Origin of the sequence: Streptomyces sp. NPDC127129 (assembly GCF_042671585.1) — a bacterium.
Lineage (GTDB): Bacteria > Actinomycetota > Actinomycetes > Streptomycetales > Streptomycetaceae > Streptomyces.
In genome coordinates this window covers 132,816-147,392 of record NZ_JBHXTV010000021.1, presented here as the reverse complement: position 1 = coordinate 147,392, position 14,577 = coordinate 132,816, and the positions used below count along the sequence as shown (strand labels likewise).

Below are 14,577 nucleotides of genomic sequence, written 5' to 3'. Positions count from 1 at the left end.
TTCCCGGGCCCCCGGCGGCCTCCTCGGCCCAGGAGTCGGACCTGCCCCCCGGGGTTTATCCGCGCTCGCTTCCCGGCAATTGTTATTGGGGGCCCCCCCGGGGGGGGGCCCCCCCTTCACCATGTCTCAGTCCAGCGCCAGGCTTCGGAGTACCAGGCCCGTCGCCGGCTTCGGTCCGAAGGACGTCGACTTGCGGGGCATGGTGACGCCCTGCCGGGCCAGGTCCCGTACGACTTCCTCCCGTACCGGATGCATGAGCACCGCCGTTCCGCCGCGGCGTTGCGCCTGCGCCACGGCCGCCTCGGTGTCGTGGATGTAGCTGATCTCCTCCGAGTCGTCCGGGATGTGCCACAGGTGGTCGAGGAGCGTGGCGTGCAGCACCGTGGCGTCCAGGGTGCGCCAGGCCTCCGGACGGTCGGCGGGGACGGTCCGGGCGAGGAGCTCCGGGTCCGGGTGGTCCACGAGGTGGAACGTGCCGTCGCCGGCGAGGAGGAAGGCGTTGCCGTCGGAGGTGGCGGCCGCCAGGGCCTCCATGGCCGCCGGCAGCGTGCCCTCGACACGGCGGACACGGAAGCCGTCGCCGAGGGCGGCGAGGGCGTCGCCGACGGGGAGGCGGTTGAGCAGCCGGTGGATGGCACGGACCCTGAGCGGGTAGCGGGCGGTGTCGATGAGCAGGACCAGGCCGTAGTTCCACGGGCTGGGCTGGGCGTGCTCCTCGCGGAGGCGGAGGTAGGTCGCCCAGCGGTGGTGGCCGTCGGCGATCAGCGCCTGGTGCTCGGCCAGGCCCGTGGAGACCGTGGAGAGGTCGCCGGGGTCCGTGATCGCCCAGAGGCGGTGGTGGAAGCCGTCCTCCGTGGTGGTGGCGAGCAGGGGCTCGCGGTGGACGGTGCGCTCGATGACCTCGGCCGTCCCGTTGCCGTTGCCCCGGTAGGTGAGGAGCAGCGGCTCCAGGTTGGCCGCGGTCGTCCGCATCAGCGCGGCGCGGTCCTCGACGACGTGCGGCATGACGTCCTCGTGGGGGAGCACGATCCCCTCGGCCGGGGTGGAGAGTTCCAGGGCGCCGATGATGCCCCGCTGCAGGATGCCGTCGCCGCTCTGCTCGTACACGTACAGAGCGGGCTCGGGGTCCGGTGCGAGGACGCCCTCGGCGAGCCAGCGGTCGAGGGTGACGGCGGCCTTGCGGTGGCGGGTGCCCGCGGTGACGGCCTGAGGCAGGATCAGCCGGACGATGTTGTGGGGATCGGCGGACTCGAGGTGGTGCAGTCCGTCGGGCCGTACGACGACGTCGTACGGCGGTGAGGTCACGGCGGCCAGGCTGCCGACCCGCTCGGGGACATAGCGGAGTCCCCGGAACGGGACCAGGTGCAGACCGTCATTGGCCGCAGGACCTCTGCTCATCATTGCGCAATCGTAAGTGCGCGGTGGCAATGAGCGATGATCGGGGGAGTCGGGACGGCTGAGACGTGAGGAGTACGAGGTCATGGGTGACGGCGGGCAGGGCGGTCAGGGCGTGCGGCAGGGCTCGGAACAGGGCCGTGAGCCGGGCTCGGAGCCCGGCCTGCGGCATGGCTCGCGGGAGGTGAGGGACCGGCCTGCCGGCATCGAGCGGGCGCTGAGCGAGGCGTACGACACGGCGCTGCTGGATCTGGACGGTGTGGTCTATGCGGGCGGGGAGGCGATCGCCCACGCCGTGGACGCGCTGGGCGCGGCCCGGGCCGGCGGGATGCACCTCGCGTACGTCACCAACAACGCGCTGCGGACCCCGGACTCGGTGGCCGCGCACCTGACGGAGCTGGGTGTTCCGGCGGAGGCGGCGGACGTGATCACGTCGGCGCAGGCGGTGGCGCGGCTGATCGCCGACGATGTGCCCGCCGGGTCGCCGGTGCTGGTGGTCGGCGGGGAGGGGCTCCGGGTGGCGCTGCGCGAGCGGGGCCTGGAGCCGGTGGAGTCGGCGGACGTGGACGGTCTCGCGGCCGTGGTGCAGGGGTACGGCGGGCCGGAGATGCCGTGGGCGCGGTTCGCGGAGGCGGGCTACGCGGTGGCGCGGGGCGTGCCGTGGTACGCCTCGAACACGGACCTGACGATTCCGGGGGCGCGGGGGATCGGGCCGGGGAACGGGGCGGCGGTCGAGGTCGTGCGGATCGCCACGGGCGGTGTGGCGGAGCCGAAGGTGGCGGGGAAGCCGTTGCCGCCGATGCACCGCGAGACGGTGCTGCGGACCGGGGCCGAGCGGCCGCTGGTGGTCGGGGACCGACTGGACACGGACATCGAGGGGGCGTTCAACGGGGGCGTGGACTCGCTGCTCGTACTGACGGGGGTGACGGACGTGGCGCAGCTGCTCGCCGCGGTTCCGGAGCACCGGCCGACGTACGTGGACGCGGACCTGCGCGGGCTGCTGACGGGACAGCCGCACGTGGTCGGGGTGCACGGGGGGTTCGTGTGCGGCGGCTGGTCGGCCGAGGCGCGCGGCGGCGAACTCGTCCTCGACGGCGAGGGTCCCGCCCTGGACGGGGTGCGGGCGCTGTGCGCGGCGGCGTGGACGGAAGCCGGGGCGGGCGCCTGCGGGTTGGACGCGGGGAAGGCGCTGGCGCGGCTGGCGCTGTGACGGGCTACGCGCCGGGGTTCTGACCTGCGGACGGGGATCGATCAGCAATAGCAGGGTAGGCTAACCTAACTCCCGTGTTGGTCGAGAGTCCCTCCCGAGCGAGCGCGGATCCGACCGGCCCCGACCAGAAGCCGACGCGCCGGCATTCCGTGCGCGCCGTCGGGCTGGTCGCGGCCGTCGGAGTCCTGCTGCTGGTCTGTGTCCTGAGCGTCATGATCGGTGCCAAACCGGTGCCGCTCGGCGATGTGTGGCACGGGCTGTTCCAGAACACCGGTGTCGGCAACGACGTCATCATCCATGACGTCCGCGTCCCCCGGACCCTTCTCGGGCTGCTCGTCGGCGTCGCCCTCGGCCTCTCCGGGGCCGTGATGCAAGGCCTCACCCGCAACCCGCTCGCCGAGCCGGGGCTCCTCGGTGTGAACGCCGGCGCCGCCGCGGCGGTCGTCTCCGCGATCGCCTTCCTCGGGATCTCGGACGTCGGCGACTACATCTGGTTCGCGTTCGCCGGCGCGGCCGTCGTCTCCGTCGTCGTGTACGTCCTCGGCGGCAGCCGCAGCTCCACGCCCGTGCGCCTCGCGCTCGCCGGAACGGCCGCCACCGCCGCGCTCTACGGCTACGTCAACGCCGTCCAGCTGCTGAACTCGGCCGCGCTCGACCGGCTCCGCTTCTGGACCGTCGGCTCGCTCGCCTCCGCCGACATGGAGACCGTGCGTCGCGTGGCGCCGTTCATCCTCGCCGGCGTCGTCCTCGCCCTGCTCATCGCCCGGCCGCTCAACGCCATGGAGCTGGGCGACGACACCGCCCGTGCGCTCGGCGCCGACCTCAACCGGACCCGCGTGCTCGCGATGGCCGCGGTCACGCTGATGTGCGGCGCGGCGACCGCCGCCTGCGGGCCGATCGTGTTCCTCGGCCTGATGGTCCCGTACCTCGTACGCGCCATCACCGGTCCCGACATGCGCTGGATCCTCCCGTACGCGGCCGTCCTCTCGCCCGTCCTCCTGCTCGGCTCCGACGTGGTCGGCCGGCTCGTCGCCCGCCCCGCGGAGCTGCAGGTCGGCATCGTGACCGCGCTGATCGGCGGGCCCGTCTTCATCCGCCTCGTCCGCCGCAAGAGGATGGCCCAGCTGTGACCACCAAGACGCTACGGACCGGCGCCGGGCTCTCCCTGCGCTACGCGCCCCGCGCCGCCCTCTCGCTGGTCGGGCTGCTCGCCGCCGCCCTCGCGGCCGCCGTCGTGCTCATCGGCAGCGGAGACTTCCCCATCGCCCCCGGTGACGTCGTCGCCACCCTCCTCGGCGACGGCACCGCCGTGCAGGAGTTCGCCGTCATGGACCTGCGGCTGCCGCGCGTCCTCGTCGCCGTCTTCGTCGGCGCCGCGCTCGGCATCGGCGGCGCGGTCTTCCAGTCCGTCTCCCGCAACCCGCTCGGCAGCCCCGACGTCATCGGCTTCGGTCAGGGCGCCACGGTCGGCGCGCTGGCCGTCATCGTCCTCTTCCAGGGCAGCGCGACGGCCGCGGCGGGCGGCGCCGTCGTCGGAGCCCTGATCACCGGCACCGCGATCTACCTGCTCGCCTGGAAGCGCGGCGTCCACGGCTACCGGCTCGTCCTCGTCGGCATCGGCGCGGCCGCGATGCTGACGGCCGTCATCCACTACCTGATCACCAAGGCCAACCTCGTCGACGCCACCCGCGCCACCGTCTGGATGACGGGTTCGCTCGACGGGCGGGACTGGGAGCAGTTCTGGCCGCTGTTCGCCGTCTGCTGCGTGCTGATCCCGCTGGTCCTGGGCCACGGGCGGGCGCTGCGGATGCTGGAGATGGGCGACGACGCCGCGTACGCCCTCGGGGTGCGGGTGGAGCGGACCCGTATCGTGCTGATGGCCTCCGCCGTGCTGCTCGTCGCCGTGGCCACCGCCGCGGCCGGGCCGATCGTCTTCGTCTCCCTCAGCGCCCCGCAGCTCGCGCGCCGGCTGACCCGCTCGCCCGGCCCGAACCTCGCCGCCTCCGCCCTCATGGGCTCCGTCCTGCTGCTCGTCGCCGACTGGACCGCGACCAACGCCTTCGGCGACCGTCAGCTGCCGGTGGGTGTCGTCACCGGGGTGCTCGGCGGCTGCTATCTGCTGTGGCTGCTCGTCACCGAGCGCAAGGCGGGACGGATATGACGGATTCCCACGAGAAGAACAACAGGAGCACCTCCATGGACCGGCAGACCCAGCGGCTCGGCGCGGAATCGGTCACCCTCGCCTACGACCAGCGGGTCATCGCCCGCGACCTGTCCGTCGAGATCCCCGACAACTCGTTCACGGTCATCGTCGGCCCCAACGCCTGCGGCAAGTCGACCCTGCTGCGCGCCCTGTCCCGGATGCTCAAGCCCTCGGAGGGCCGGGTGCTCCTCGACGGGCAGAGCATCCACAGCCTGCCGGCCAAGAAGGTCGCCAGGACCCTCGGTCTGCTGCCCCAGTCCTCCGTCGCCCCCGACGGCATCACGGTGGCCGACCTCGTGGCCCGCGGGCGCTACCCGCACCAGGGGCTGCTGCGCCAGTGGTCGCCGGAGGACGAGCGGATCGTCCAGGAGTCGATGGACGCGACCGGGGTCGCCGAGCTGGCCGAGCGGTACGTCGACGAGCTGTCCGGCGGTCAGCGTCAGCGCGTGTGGATCGCGATGGCGCTCGCCCAGCAGACCCCGCTGCTCCTCCTCGACGAGCCCACGACCTTCCTGGACATCCAGCACCAGATCGACGTCCTCGACCTCTGCGCCGAGCTGCACGAGACCCAGGGCCGGACCCTCGTCGCCGTCCTCCACGACCTCAACCACGCGGCCCGGTACGCCACCCACCTCATCGCCGTGCGCGGTGGCGAGGTGGTCGCGGAGGGGCCGCCGTCCGAGGTCGTGACGGCCGAACTCGTCGAGCGGGTCTTCGGACTGCGCTGCCAGGTCATCGAGGACCCGGAGACGGGCACGCCGCTGGTGGTGCCCGCGGGCCGCAAGGCCCGGGCGAAGGAGCGGGAGTCCGCGCTACAGAAGTGAGCGCAGCTTCAGCAGGTCGCGGAAGCCGGCCTCCAGCCTGACCCGGCCGGAGGCCCAGGCCTTCGCGAAGTTCAGCTCGCCCCCCACCATCGCCACCAGGTCGTCGCCCGTCATCGCCAGGCGGATCTGCGCCTTGGCCGGCGGCGGGCCCGGCACCGTGTCCTGGACCTCGACCCGGCCGCCCGCAAGGCGCCCGGTGAACGTCGTGTCCAGGTCCGTGATGTGGCAGCTCAGGCTGCGGTCGAGCGCGGCGGCGCTGCGGACCTCGCCGTCCGCGCGCGCGAGATTGTCCGAAAGTCTGTCGAGTGCGCTGCGGCACTCCTCGATCGTGGCCATCGTGATCGACCGTACCCCAGGGCTTCGCGATAGCGTCGGGGGATGAACGACGTGACGGATGCAGCGCCGGCCCCGGACGAGGGCGCGGGCCGCCCGGCCGCGGGCGCGGACCCGGCCCCGGTCCCGGCGGCGCAGGCGGCGCCGGGGACCGGCGAGGAAGCGGCCTTCGAACCCGCCGCGCCCGCGCCCCTCGGCGTGCAGCGCGTCCCCACCGGCCGTCCCGCCGTGGACGCCCTCCTGGAGCGGCTCGGCGACGCCGACCGCCTCGCGGCGGACGGACACCTGGAGGTGTACGAGGATGTACACCGTGGGCTGCGCGACGAGCTGACCTCTCTCGACGCCGTCCGCCCCGGACCGGCCCCGGGACCGTGAACGGTTCCGCCGGTGTCTCCGTACAACCAGTCGTGAATCCCGTCGTACAACCAGTCGTGAATCAAGCCGTACAACCCGTCGCACAACCACAGGAGCTGAACCGAACGTGGCAGGAGTGGCACGCCGCCGTCTGGACGCCGAGCTGGTACGCCGCAAGCTCGCCCGCTCGCGCGAGCACGCCAGCCAGCTGATCGCCGCCGGGCGGGTGACCGTCGGCAAGACGGTCGCGACCAAGCCCGCCACCCAGGTGGAGACGGCCGCGGCCATCCTCGTCGCCCAGGACGACGCCGACCCCGACTACGTCTCGCGCGGCGGCCACAAGCTCGCCGGTGCCTTCGCCGCCTTCGTGCCGCAGGGGCTGACGGTCGAGGGGCGGCGCGCGCTGGACGCGGGCGCCTCGACCGGCGGTTTCACGGACGTCCTGCTGCGGGCGGGCGCCGCGCACGTCGTCGCCGTCGACGTCGGCTACGGACAGCTCGCCTGGTCGCTCCAGAGCGACGAGCGGGTCACCGTGAAGGACCGGACGAACGTACGCGAGCTGACCCTCGACGCCATCGACGGCACACCCGTCGACCTCGTCGTCGGCGACCTCTCCTTCATCCCGCTCGGCCTGGTGCTGCCCGCCCTCGTGCGCTGCACGGCCCCCGACGCGGACCTCGTGCTCATGGTGAAGCCGCAGTTCGAGGTGGGCAAGGAGCGCCTCGGCACCGGCGGCGTCGTCCGCAGCCCCGAGCTGCGGGCCGACACCGTACGGAACGTGGCGCGCCAGGCGGCCGAGCTCGGGCTCGGGGTGCTGGGCGTGACGGCGAGCCCGCTGCCAGGCCCCTCCGGCAACGTCGAGTACTTTCTTTGGCTGCGGGCAGGGGCGCCCGCGCTCGATCCGGCGGATGTCGACCGCGCCGTGGCGGAGGGACCTCGTTGAGCTCAACGACCGCACCACCTGGTAGCCGTACTGTCTTCCTGCTCGCGCACACCGGCCGGCCGGCCGCCGTGCGCAGCGCCGAACTCGTCGTACTCGGACTCCTGCGGAGCGGCATCGGCGTCCGCGTCCTGGAGGCGGAGGCGGCCGACCTGCCGCTGCCGCCGTCCGTGGAGACCGTGCCGGAGGCCTGCACCGACGCGCTGGAGGGCTGCGAGTTGCTCGTCGTCCTCGGCGGCGACGGCACGCTGCTGCGCGGCTCGGAGTTCTCCCGGGCGTCCGGCGTGCCGATGCTCGGCGTCAACCTGGGCCGGGTCGGCTTCCTCGCGGAGGCCGAGCGCGACGACCTCGACAAGGTCGTCGACCGCGTCGTCACGCGCGCGTACGAGGTCGAGGAGCGGATGACCCTCGACGTGGTCGTGTACGAGAACGGCGACGTGCTGCACCGCGACTGGGCGCTGAACGAGGCGGCCGTCCAGAAGGTCTCCCCGGAACGGATGCTGGAGGTCGTGCTGGCGATCGACGGCCGGCCGGTCACCGGGTTCGGCTGCGACGGGGTGATCTGCGCGACTCCGACGGGCTCGACGGCGTACGCCTTCTCGGCCGGCGGACCTGTGATCTGGCCCGAGGTCGAGGCGCTGCTCATGGTCCCGATCGGGGCGCACGCGCTGTTCGCCAAGCCGCTCGTGACGACGCCCGAGTCCGTGCTCGCGGTGGAGGTGGAGCCGCACACGCCCAACGGCGTGCTGTGGTGCGACGGCCGCCGTACGGTCGAACTCCCGGCGGGCGCACGGGTCGAGGTCCGGCGCGGCGCCGTTCCGGTACGGCTCGCCCGGCTGCACCACGCCTCCTTCACGGACCGTCTGGTGGCGAAGTTCGCCCTCCCGGTCTCGGGGTGGCGCGGCGCGCCCCACTAGGGCGACGGCCGGGGAACCGGCGCCCCGGCCCGAGGCCGGGGCCGCCCACTCCCACGGGTGACAGCCGCGGTTCCGACCTGCGGATTCGCCCCGTTCCGGCAGGGGCCGTCGCACAGGCGGGGCCGGACCTCGTAAGGTCTTCCCCGTGTTGGAGGAGATGCGGATACGGTCGCTCGGGGTCATCGACGACGCTGTTGTCGAGCTGTCGCCCGGTTTCACCGCGGTGACCGGCGAGACCGGCGCCGGCAAGACCATGGTCGTGACCAGCCTGGGGCTGCTGCTCGGCGGGCGCGCCGACCCCGCCCTGGTGCGGATCGGCGCGGGCTCCGCCGTGGTCGAGGGGCGGATCAGGCTGCCCGACGGCTCGGGCGTGGCCGCGCGCGCCGAGGAGGCGGGCGCGGAGCTGGACGACGGCACGCTGCTCGTCAGCCGGACGGTCTCGGCCGAGGGGCGCTCGCGCGCCCACCTCGGCGGGCGCTCCGTGCCCGTCGGCCTGCTCGCCGAGCTCGCGGACGAACTCGTCGCCGTGCACGGCCAGACCGACCAGCAGGGCCTGCTCAAGCCGGCCCGGCAGCGTGGCGCGCTCGACCGGTACGCGGGCGAGGCCGTCGCCGTGCCGCTCGCCGCGTACGGAGAGGCGTACCGGCGGCTGCGGGCCGTCGTCGCCGAACTGGACGAGATCACCACCCGGGCGCGGGAGCGGGCCCAGGAGGCCGATCTGCTGCGTTTCGGGCTCGGTGAGATCGAGGCCGTCGAACCGCTGGCCGGGGAGGACGTCGAGCTGGCCGCGGAGGCGGAGCGCCTCGGGCACGCCGAGGCCCTCGCCTCGGCCGCCGCGCTCGCGCACGCGGCGCTGGCCGGACAGCCCGAGGACCCGGAGGCCGTCGACGCGACGACGCTCGTCGCCGGGGCGGGGCGCGCGCTCGAAGCCGTACGGTCGCACGATCCGGCGCTCGCGGCGCTCGCCGACCGGATGGGTGAGATCTCCATCCTGCTCGCCGATGTGGCGGGGGAGCTCGCCGGGTACGCCGACAACCTGGACGCCGACCCGCGCCGCCTCGCGGCCGTGGAGGAGCGGCGGGCGGCGCTGACCCAGCTCACCCGGAAGTACGGCGAGGACGTCTCGGCCGTTCTGGCGTGGGCGCAGGAGAGCGCGGCCCGGCTCACGGAGCTGGAGGGCGACGACGACCGGATCGGCGAACTGACCGCCGAGCGGGACGCGCTGCGGGCCGAACTGTCGCAGCTCGCGCAGGCGCTCACCGACGCGCGTACGGAGGCGGCGGCGCGGTTCGCCGACGCGGTCACCGCCGAACTGGCCTCGCTCGCCATGCCGCACGCGCGCGTGTCCTTCGACATCCGCCAGACCGAGGACCCGGAGGGTGTGGAGGTCGGCGGCCGCCGGGTCGCCTACACGCCGTCCGGTGCCGACGAGGTCGAGCTGCTGCTCGCCCCGCACCCGGGCGCGCCGCCGCGGCCGATCGCCAAGGGCGCGTCCGGTGGTGAGCTGTCCCGGGTGATGCTGGCGGTCGAGGTCGTCTTCGCGGGTACGGACCCGGTGCCGACGTATCTCTTCGACGAGGTCGACGCGGGCGTCGGCGGCAAGGCGGCCGTGGAGATCGGCCGCCGGCTGGCGAAGCTCGCCAGGACGGCGCAGGTCGTGGTGGTCACCCACCTGCCGCAGGTGGCGGCGTTCGCCGACCGCCAGCTGCTGGTGGAGAAGACGAACGACGGCTCGGTGACCCGCTCCGGCGTGACCGTCCTGGAGGGCGAGGACCGGGTCCGCGAGCTGTCGCGGATGCTGGCGGGCCAGGAGGACTCGGAGACGGCCCGCGCCCACGCGGAGGAACTCCTGGCGACGGCCCGAGCGGACGGCTGAGAGCGCGGCGCCCTGGCGGGGTGCCTGCCCCTGTGGGGCGTGGTGACCGTGGCAACGGCGTGGCGGCCGCGGGGCCGCCTCCGGCCCCCCCGACAGCGCCCCGACAGCGCCCGGACAGCGCCTCGGCGGCGCCGACGGGTCGGTGACGGCCGGCAGAGGGCGCCCGGGCGGCGTGGGCGGTGACGGAGCGGCCCGCCTGGGCCGTGTGTGGCGGCGCCCCACGGCGGCGCGCCGTCCGGCGGCTTCGTGGAGGGGCGGCCGGACGGTGACGCCTCGGCGGCGCGGGGGCCGGCAGAGGGCGCCCTGGCGCGCCGGGCGGTCTCGGGGCGATGGCCCGCAGCGCTGCGGGCCGGTACGGCTCGATGCGCGAGGGCCGGGGCGACCTGCCGGAGGCCGCTGTGCTCCGGGTGACGCGGTTGCGCTCGTCCGGGGTCGCTTCCCGCACGCCGGGGGCGGCGCGCGCTGCTGCTGTTCTCGGGCGAGCGCGTGCCTGTGGCGCGTAAGCCGGGGTGTCCCCGTGGCCGGGCGGGGGCCTGCCTAGGGTGGGGGCATGATCGGGACTTCGGGCAGGGTGGGGGCGTTCGTCGTGGCCGCGGGGGTCACGCGGGCGGTGTACGCGGCGCTGCGGCGGCGGAACGACCCTCGAGGGCGGCGGGAGAACCACGCCGGGCGGAGCGTCGACCTGTACGCCGGTCCCGCCACCGCCCTCGGCACGGCCGTGGCGGTCGGAAGCGCAGCGAGCCGGGGGTCCTCCCGGCCGGAGGCCGGCGGGGGAGGGGCTGCCGCCTTCGCCGTGCTCGCCGCCGCGGCCTGCGGGGCGTACGACGACGCCAAGGGCGATCACCGGCGGGGTCTCCGGGCGCACCTCGGGGCCCTGCGCGAGGGCGAGGTCACCAGCGGGACCGTGAAGCTCGTCGGGATCGGCGCGGCCGGGCTCGTGGCCGGAGCGCTGCTCAAGGAGCGGCCCGTCGACAAGGTCCTCGCGGGCGTCGTCATCGCCGGCACCGCCCACTTCGTCAACCTCGTGGACGTGGCGCCGGGGCGGGCCGGGTTGACGGTGCTCGGGCTCGCCGCCCCCGGCCTGCTGCGCGGGCAGATCGCCGCCGCCCCCATGGGAGCCGCGATCGCCGTCCTCGCCGACGACCTCGGAGAGCGCACGATGCTCGGCGACACCGGTGCCCACGCGCTCGGAGCCGCCGTCGGCAGCGCCATCGCCGCCGGGAACGGGCGGCTCGGACTCGCCGTCCACGCGGCCGGGCTCATCGCCGCGGCGGCGTTCGGAGACCGGGTCAGCACCCTCGCGCGTTCACCCGTGTGAGTGATAGCGCGTGACGAGTTGGGGGCTTGGACACGGCGACGACGGGGCTTCGGTGCCGGAACGTGCGTACGGGCTGGCATCCTTGGGCGCGTGACACAGCTCCGTACGGTCCAAGTGCTGGGCGGCGGCAGCGCGGGCAGCAGCGCTCACGTCCGATCACTTGCCTCGGGGCTGGTGGCGAGAGGCGTGCGGGTGACCGTGTGCGCCCCGCCCGAACTCGACCGCGCCTACGACTTCATCGGCGCAGGCGCGCACTTCGTGCCCGTGCCGCGCCGCAACGACCCCGCGACGGTCGCTCAGCTCCGTAACGCCTGCATCGGCGCGGACGTCGTGCACGCGCACGGCCTGCACGCCTCCGTACGGGCGATGCTCGCGCTGTCCGGGCCGGTCCGTGCGCCGGCGCTCGTGACGACCTGGCACACCCGGTCCCACGTGGACGGGGCGCGGGGCGGGCTGCTGCGGCTGCTCGAACGCAGGACGGTGCGGGCGTCCGCCGTCGTCCTCGGGACGTCGTCCGAGCTGGTCGACCGGGCCCGTCGGCGCGGCGCGCGCGACGCGCGGCTCGCCCCGGTGACCGTCCCCGCCTCACGGGCCCCGGTCTGTCTGCACGACGGCAAGGCGCGGGCCGAACTGGGAGCGGTCGACAGGCCGTTGCTGATGGCCGTCGGCGCACTCGTGCCCGAGCGGGGGTACGGAATCCTCCTGGACGCGGCACGGGAGTGGCGGGACATGGACCCGCAGCCCCTGCTGGTGATCGCGGGCGAGGGGCGCGAACGGGCCGCGCTGCAGCGGCGGATCGAGGCGGAGGGCCTCGGGGTCCGGCTGATCGGCCGGCGCGAGGACGTGGCGGAGCTGCTGGCCGCCGCCGACGTGGCGGTCCTCCCGTCGCTGTGGGAGGCGCGCGCCCTGCTGGCGCAGGAGGCGCTGCGGCTCGGCGTGCCGCTGGTCGCCACGGCCGTCGGCGGTGTGCCGGAACTGGTGGGGGACGCGGCCGAGTTGGTGCCATGGGGGGACGCGGGTGCGCTGGCCGCCGCCGTACGGGGGCTGCTGGAGGACGCCGACCGCCGCATGGACCTGGCGGCGGCGGGCCGGACGCAGGCGAGGACCTGGCCCACGGAGGACGAGACGATCGCTCACGTCCTGAGCGTGTACGACGAGCTGTCCGGCCGCCCCTGAACGTCCCGACCGGTCCGGTCAGGGCCGAGGTCCGTCCCGACCAGGACTGGCTGAGGTCCGTCCGGTCCGTCCGCCCTGGCCGAGGTCCGTCCCGACCGGGCCGGTCCGAGGTCCGTCCCGACCGGGCCGTCCAGGCCGAGGTCCGTCCCGACCGGTCCATCCGGGTCCCAGGTCCGTCTGTCCGGTCCGTCTGCCCGCGCCGAGGTCCGCCCGCGCCGAGGTCCGTCCGGTCCGAGGTCCCTCCGGTCCGTTCGTCCCGTCGTCCCGTTCTACGGGGTGTGCCGTCGCGCCCGGAGGGCGAGCGACAGTGCCAGGACCGTCTGCGGGTCGTCCAGGTCCGTGCCGAGGAGTTCGGAGATACGGGCCAGGCGGTTGTAGAGCGTCTGGCGGTTGAGGTGGAGTTCGCGGGCCGTCTCCGCCTTGCGGCCCGCGTGGGCCAGGTAGGTCTCCAGGGTCGGGAGCAGCGGCGGGCGCGCGGCGCGGTCGTGGTCCCGCAGGGGGCCGATCGCGCGGTCGACGAAGGCCGCGAGGTCCGGGTGGTCGCGCAGGCGCCACAGCAGCAGGTCGATGTCGAGCCGCCGCGCGTCGTACCAGGGGCGGTCGGAGAGGCCCTGCGCCGCCGTCGCCGTTTCGCCCACGTGCCGCAGCGACGCCGCTGCCGCCGCCCAGCCGCCCGCGACGCCCACCACGACCACCGGCGGCTGCGTCCCGGCTCTCGCCCAGCCTCCGCCCGGGGCCGACCCCGCGAGGCCCGCCCGCTCCACGCCCGCGCGCAGCGCCGCCGCGACCCGGTCCGCCACCGCCGTACGCTCCGACTCCGAGCGCAGACCGAGCAACAGGGGTACCCGGCCCTCCACCGGCCGCACGCCGAGCAGCACCGGAACACCGACCGACGACAGCTCCTCCAGGACCGCCCGCGCCAGCAGGGCCCAGTTGCCCGAGGGGGAGAGTTCGGGAGCGAGGCGCATGACCACGGGCAGCAGCGGGCCGTCCCCCGGGCGGAAGCCCAGCACCCGCGCCTGCGCCGGCGCGTCCTCCGCCGTGATCCGGCCCTCCGCCAGGTCCGTGAGGAAGTCGCCCCTGCCCCGTGCCGCCAGCTCCTCCTCCTGGCGGGCCTGCATCAGCACGACCGCCAGGATTCCCGCGGCCCGCTCGGCCGCCATCCGGTGCACCGGGGCGAGCGGCCCGGAGACCGCGAGCAGCACGAGGCGGGCGCGGACGGATCCCGTACCGGGTCCGCCGCCGGGCACGTCCACGAGTACGGCGCCCGTCGGCGGCCCCGACTCCCGTGCCGCGCGCTGGCCCCGCAGCCCGTCCCACACCTGGAGCGGGTCCGCCGGGCCCGACTCCGTACCGGCGGCGTAGAGCAGCTGTCCGTCCGCCGTCTCCAGGAAGACCGGGTTCGCCGTGAAGTCGGCGAGGATCCGCAGCACCTGCGGCACCCCGCCCCCGCCGAGGAGCGCCTCCGTGCACTGCCGGTGGACCTCCTCCGCCTGCCGCAGCAGCGCGTAGTGGCCGTTGACGATCTCGGTGTGGATCTCCTCCGTGACGGCCACGAACGGCACTTCGCGGTGCAGCTGCACCAGCGGCAGACCCGCCGAGCGCGCCGTCTCCACGATCGTGGCCGGCAGCCGCGAGAACCTCGGCCCCAGCTCCACCACCAGGGCCGCGATGCCCCGGTCCGCGAGCCGCCGTACAAAGGCGCGCTGCTCCGCCGGCCGGGTACCGAGGCCGAGCCCCGTCGTGAGCAGCAGCTCACCGCCCTTGAGCAGCGAAGCGATGTTCGGGACCTCGCCCGCGTGCACCCAGCGCACGGTCCGGTTCAGCCGGTCCGCACCCGCGATCACCTCCGGGAGGCCGCTGCGGAGCCCGGGCAGTTCCAGCGCCCGCTGCACGGTGATCCCGCCCTGACTGTCCATGGCCGGACGCTACCTCCGTCCATGTTCCGGTGACATCACCCGGCGGTCACGGGACTCGACAGTTCGTCCGTACCGTCGACAACTCGTCGCTTCATCGGGCCAATTGTGCGAC

The 14,577-nt window shown here is 74.8% G+C and carries 13 protein-coding genes; 10 read left to right on the top strand and 3 right to left on the bottom strand.

The window, feature by feature from the left end:
• Positions 1-126: 126 nt before the first annotated feature.
• Positions 127-1,401: a DUF1015 domain-containing protein gene (locus tag ACFVGW_RS32360; RefSeq protein WP_385854442.1), complete on the bottom strand. Its 1,275-nt coding sequence runs from the start codon at positions 1,399-1,401 to the stop codon at positions 127-129.
• Between the two features lie 79 nt (positions 1,402-1,480).
• Between ACFVGW_RS32360 and ACFVGW_RS32355 the strand changes: the two genes are divergently transcribed.
• The 4 genes from ACFVGW_RS32355 (at position 1,481) to ACFVGW_RS32340 (ending at position 5,632) form a co-directional block, all read left to right on the top strand.
• Entirely contained in the window at positions 1,481-2,605 is a 1,125-nt protein-coding gene (locus ACFVGW_RS32355; protein ID WP_385854441.1) for an HAD hydrolase-like protein, read from the top strand.
• 74 nt (positions 2,606-2,679) lie between these two features.
• Positions 2,680-3,735, top strand: coding sequence for an iron chelate uptake ABC transporter family permease subunit (locus ACFVGW_RS32350; protein WP_352191677.1), 1,056 nt, complete (start codon positions 2,680-2,682; stop codon positions 3,733-3,735).
• Positions 3,732-4,766, top strand: a complete 1,035-nt coding sequence (locus ACFVGW_RS32345; RefSeq protein ID WP_352191676.1) for an iron chelate uptake ABC transporter family permease subunit — start codon at positions 3,732-3,734, stop codon at positions 4,764-4,766. Before ACFVGW_RS32350 ends, ACFVGW_RS32345 begins: the two co-directional genes overlap by 4 nt.
• Positions 4,763-5,632, top strand: coding sequence for an ABC transporter ATP-binding protein (locus ACFVGW_RS32340; RefSeq protein WP_385854440.1), 870 nt, complete (start codon positions 4,763-4,765; stop codon positions 5,630-5,632). The genes ACFVGW_RS32345 and ACFVGW_RS32340 overlap by 4 nt, the downstream gene beginning before the upstream one ends.
• On the opposite strand, the gene ACFVGW_RS32335 is transcribed toward ACFVGW_RS32340, so the two are convergent.
• Positions 5,621-5,968, bottom strand: a complete 348-nt coding sequence (locus tag ACFVGW_RS32335; protein ID WP_352191674.1) for an SCP2 sterol-binding domain-containing protein — start codon at positions 5,966-5,968, stop codon at positions 5,621-5,623. The genes ACFVGW_RS32340 and ACFVGW_RS32335 overlap by 12 nt on opposite strands.
• Before the next feature lie 42 nt (positions 5,969-6,010).
• Between ACFVGW_RS32335 and ACFVGW_RS32330 the strand changes: the two genes are divergently transcribed.
• The 6 genes from ACFVGW_RS32330 to ACFVGW_RS32305 all read left to right on the top strand — a co-directional run bounded on the left by ACFVGW_RS32330 (position 6,011) and on the right by ACFVGW_RS32305 (position 12,546).
• Positions 6,011-6,340, top strand: coding sequence for a hypothetical protein (locus ACFVGW_RS32330; RefSeq protein ID WP_385854439.1), 330 nt, complete (start codon positions 6,011-6,013; stop codon positions 6,338-6,340).
• A 106-nt stretch (positions 6,341-6,446) separates the two neighbouring features.
• On the top strand, positions 6,447-7,262 hold the full coding sequence (locus ACFVGW_RS32325) for a TlyA family RNA methyltransferase (RefSeq protein ID WP_352191672.1): 816 nt from the start codon (positions 6,447-6,449) through the stop codon (positions 7,260-7,262).
• Entirely contained in the window at positions 7,259-8,176 is a 918-nt protein-coding gene (locus ACFVGW_RS32320; RefSeq protein ID WP_352191671.1) for an NAD kinase, read from the top strand. Before ACFVGW_RS32325 ends, ACFVGW_RS32320 begins: the two co-directional genes overlap by 4 nt.
• A gap of 157 nt (positions 8,177-8,333) precedes the next feature.
• Positions 8,334-10,052: a DNA repair protein RecN gene (recN, locus tag ACFVGW_RS32315; protein WP_383294722.1), complete on the top strand. Its 1,719-nt coding sequence runs from the start codon at positions 8,334-8,336 to the stop codon at positions 10,050-10,052.
• 550 nt (positions 10,053-10,602) lie between these two features.
• Positions 10,603-11,370: a hypothetical protein gene (locus tag ACFVGW_RS32310; RefSeq protein ID WP_385854438.1), complete on the top strand. Its 768-nt coding sequence runs from the start codon at positions 10,603-10,605 to the stop codon at positions 11,368-11,370.
• A 90-nt stretch (positions 11,371-11,460) separates the two neighbouring features.
• Positions 11,461-12,546: a glycosyltransferase family 4 protein gene (locus ACFVGW_RS32305; protein ID WP_385854437.1), complete on the top strand. Its 1,086-nt coding sequence runs from the start codon at positions 11,461-11,463 to the stop codon at positions 12,544-12,546.
• A 269-nt stretch (positions 12,547-12,815) separates the two neighbouring features.
• Here ACFVGW_RS32305 and ACFVGW_RS32300 read toward each other — a convergent pair whose 3' ends face one another.
• Positions 12,816-14,465, bottom strand: a complete 1,650-nt coding sequence (locus ACFVGW_RS32300) for a PucR family transcriptional regulator (RefSeq protein WP_385854436.1) — start codon at positions 14,463-14,465, stop codon at positions 12,816-12,818.
• Between the last annotated feature and the right edge of the window lie 112 nt (positions 14,466-14,577).

Excerpts from the sequence above, each read along its gene's own strand:
- ACFVGW_RS32335 (WP_352191674.1), bottom strand. The coding sequence starts at position 5,968 with ATGGCCACGATCGAGGAGTGCCGCAGCGCACTCGACAGACTTTCGGAC.
- ACFVGW_RS32340 (WP_385854440.1), top strand. The coding sequence starts at position 4,763 with ATGACGGATTCCCACGAGAAGAACAACAGGAGCACCTCCATGGACCGG.
- ACFVGW_RS32300 (WP_385854436.1), bottom strand. The coding sequence starts at position 14,465 with ATGGACAGTCAGGGCGGGATCACCGTGCAGCGGGCGCTGGAACTGCCC.
- ACFVGW_RS32310 (WP_385854438.1), top strand. The coding sequence starts at position 10,603 with ATGATCGGGACTTCGGGCAGGGTGGGGGCGTTCGTCGTGGCCGCGGGG.
- ACFVGW_RS32360 (WP_385854442.1), bottom strand. The coding sequence starts at position 1,401 with ATGATGAGCAGAGGTCCTGCGGCCAATGACGGTCTGCACCTGGTCCCG.
- ACFVGW_RS32355 (WP_385854441.1), top strand. The coding sequence starts at position 1,481 with ATGGGTGACGGCGGGCAGGGCGGTCAGGGCGTGCGGCAGGGCTCGGAA.
- ACFVGW_RS32330 (WP_385854439.1), top strand. The coding sequence starts at position 6,011 with ATGAACGACGTGACGGATGCAGCGCCGGCCCCGGACGAGGGCGCGGGC.
- recN (WP_383294722.1), top strand. The coding sequence starts at position 8,334 with ATGCGGATACGGTCGCTCGGGGTCATCGACGACGCTGTTGTCGAGCTG.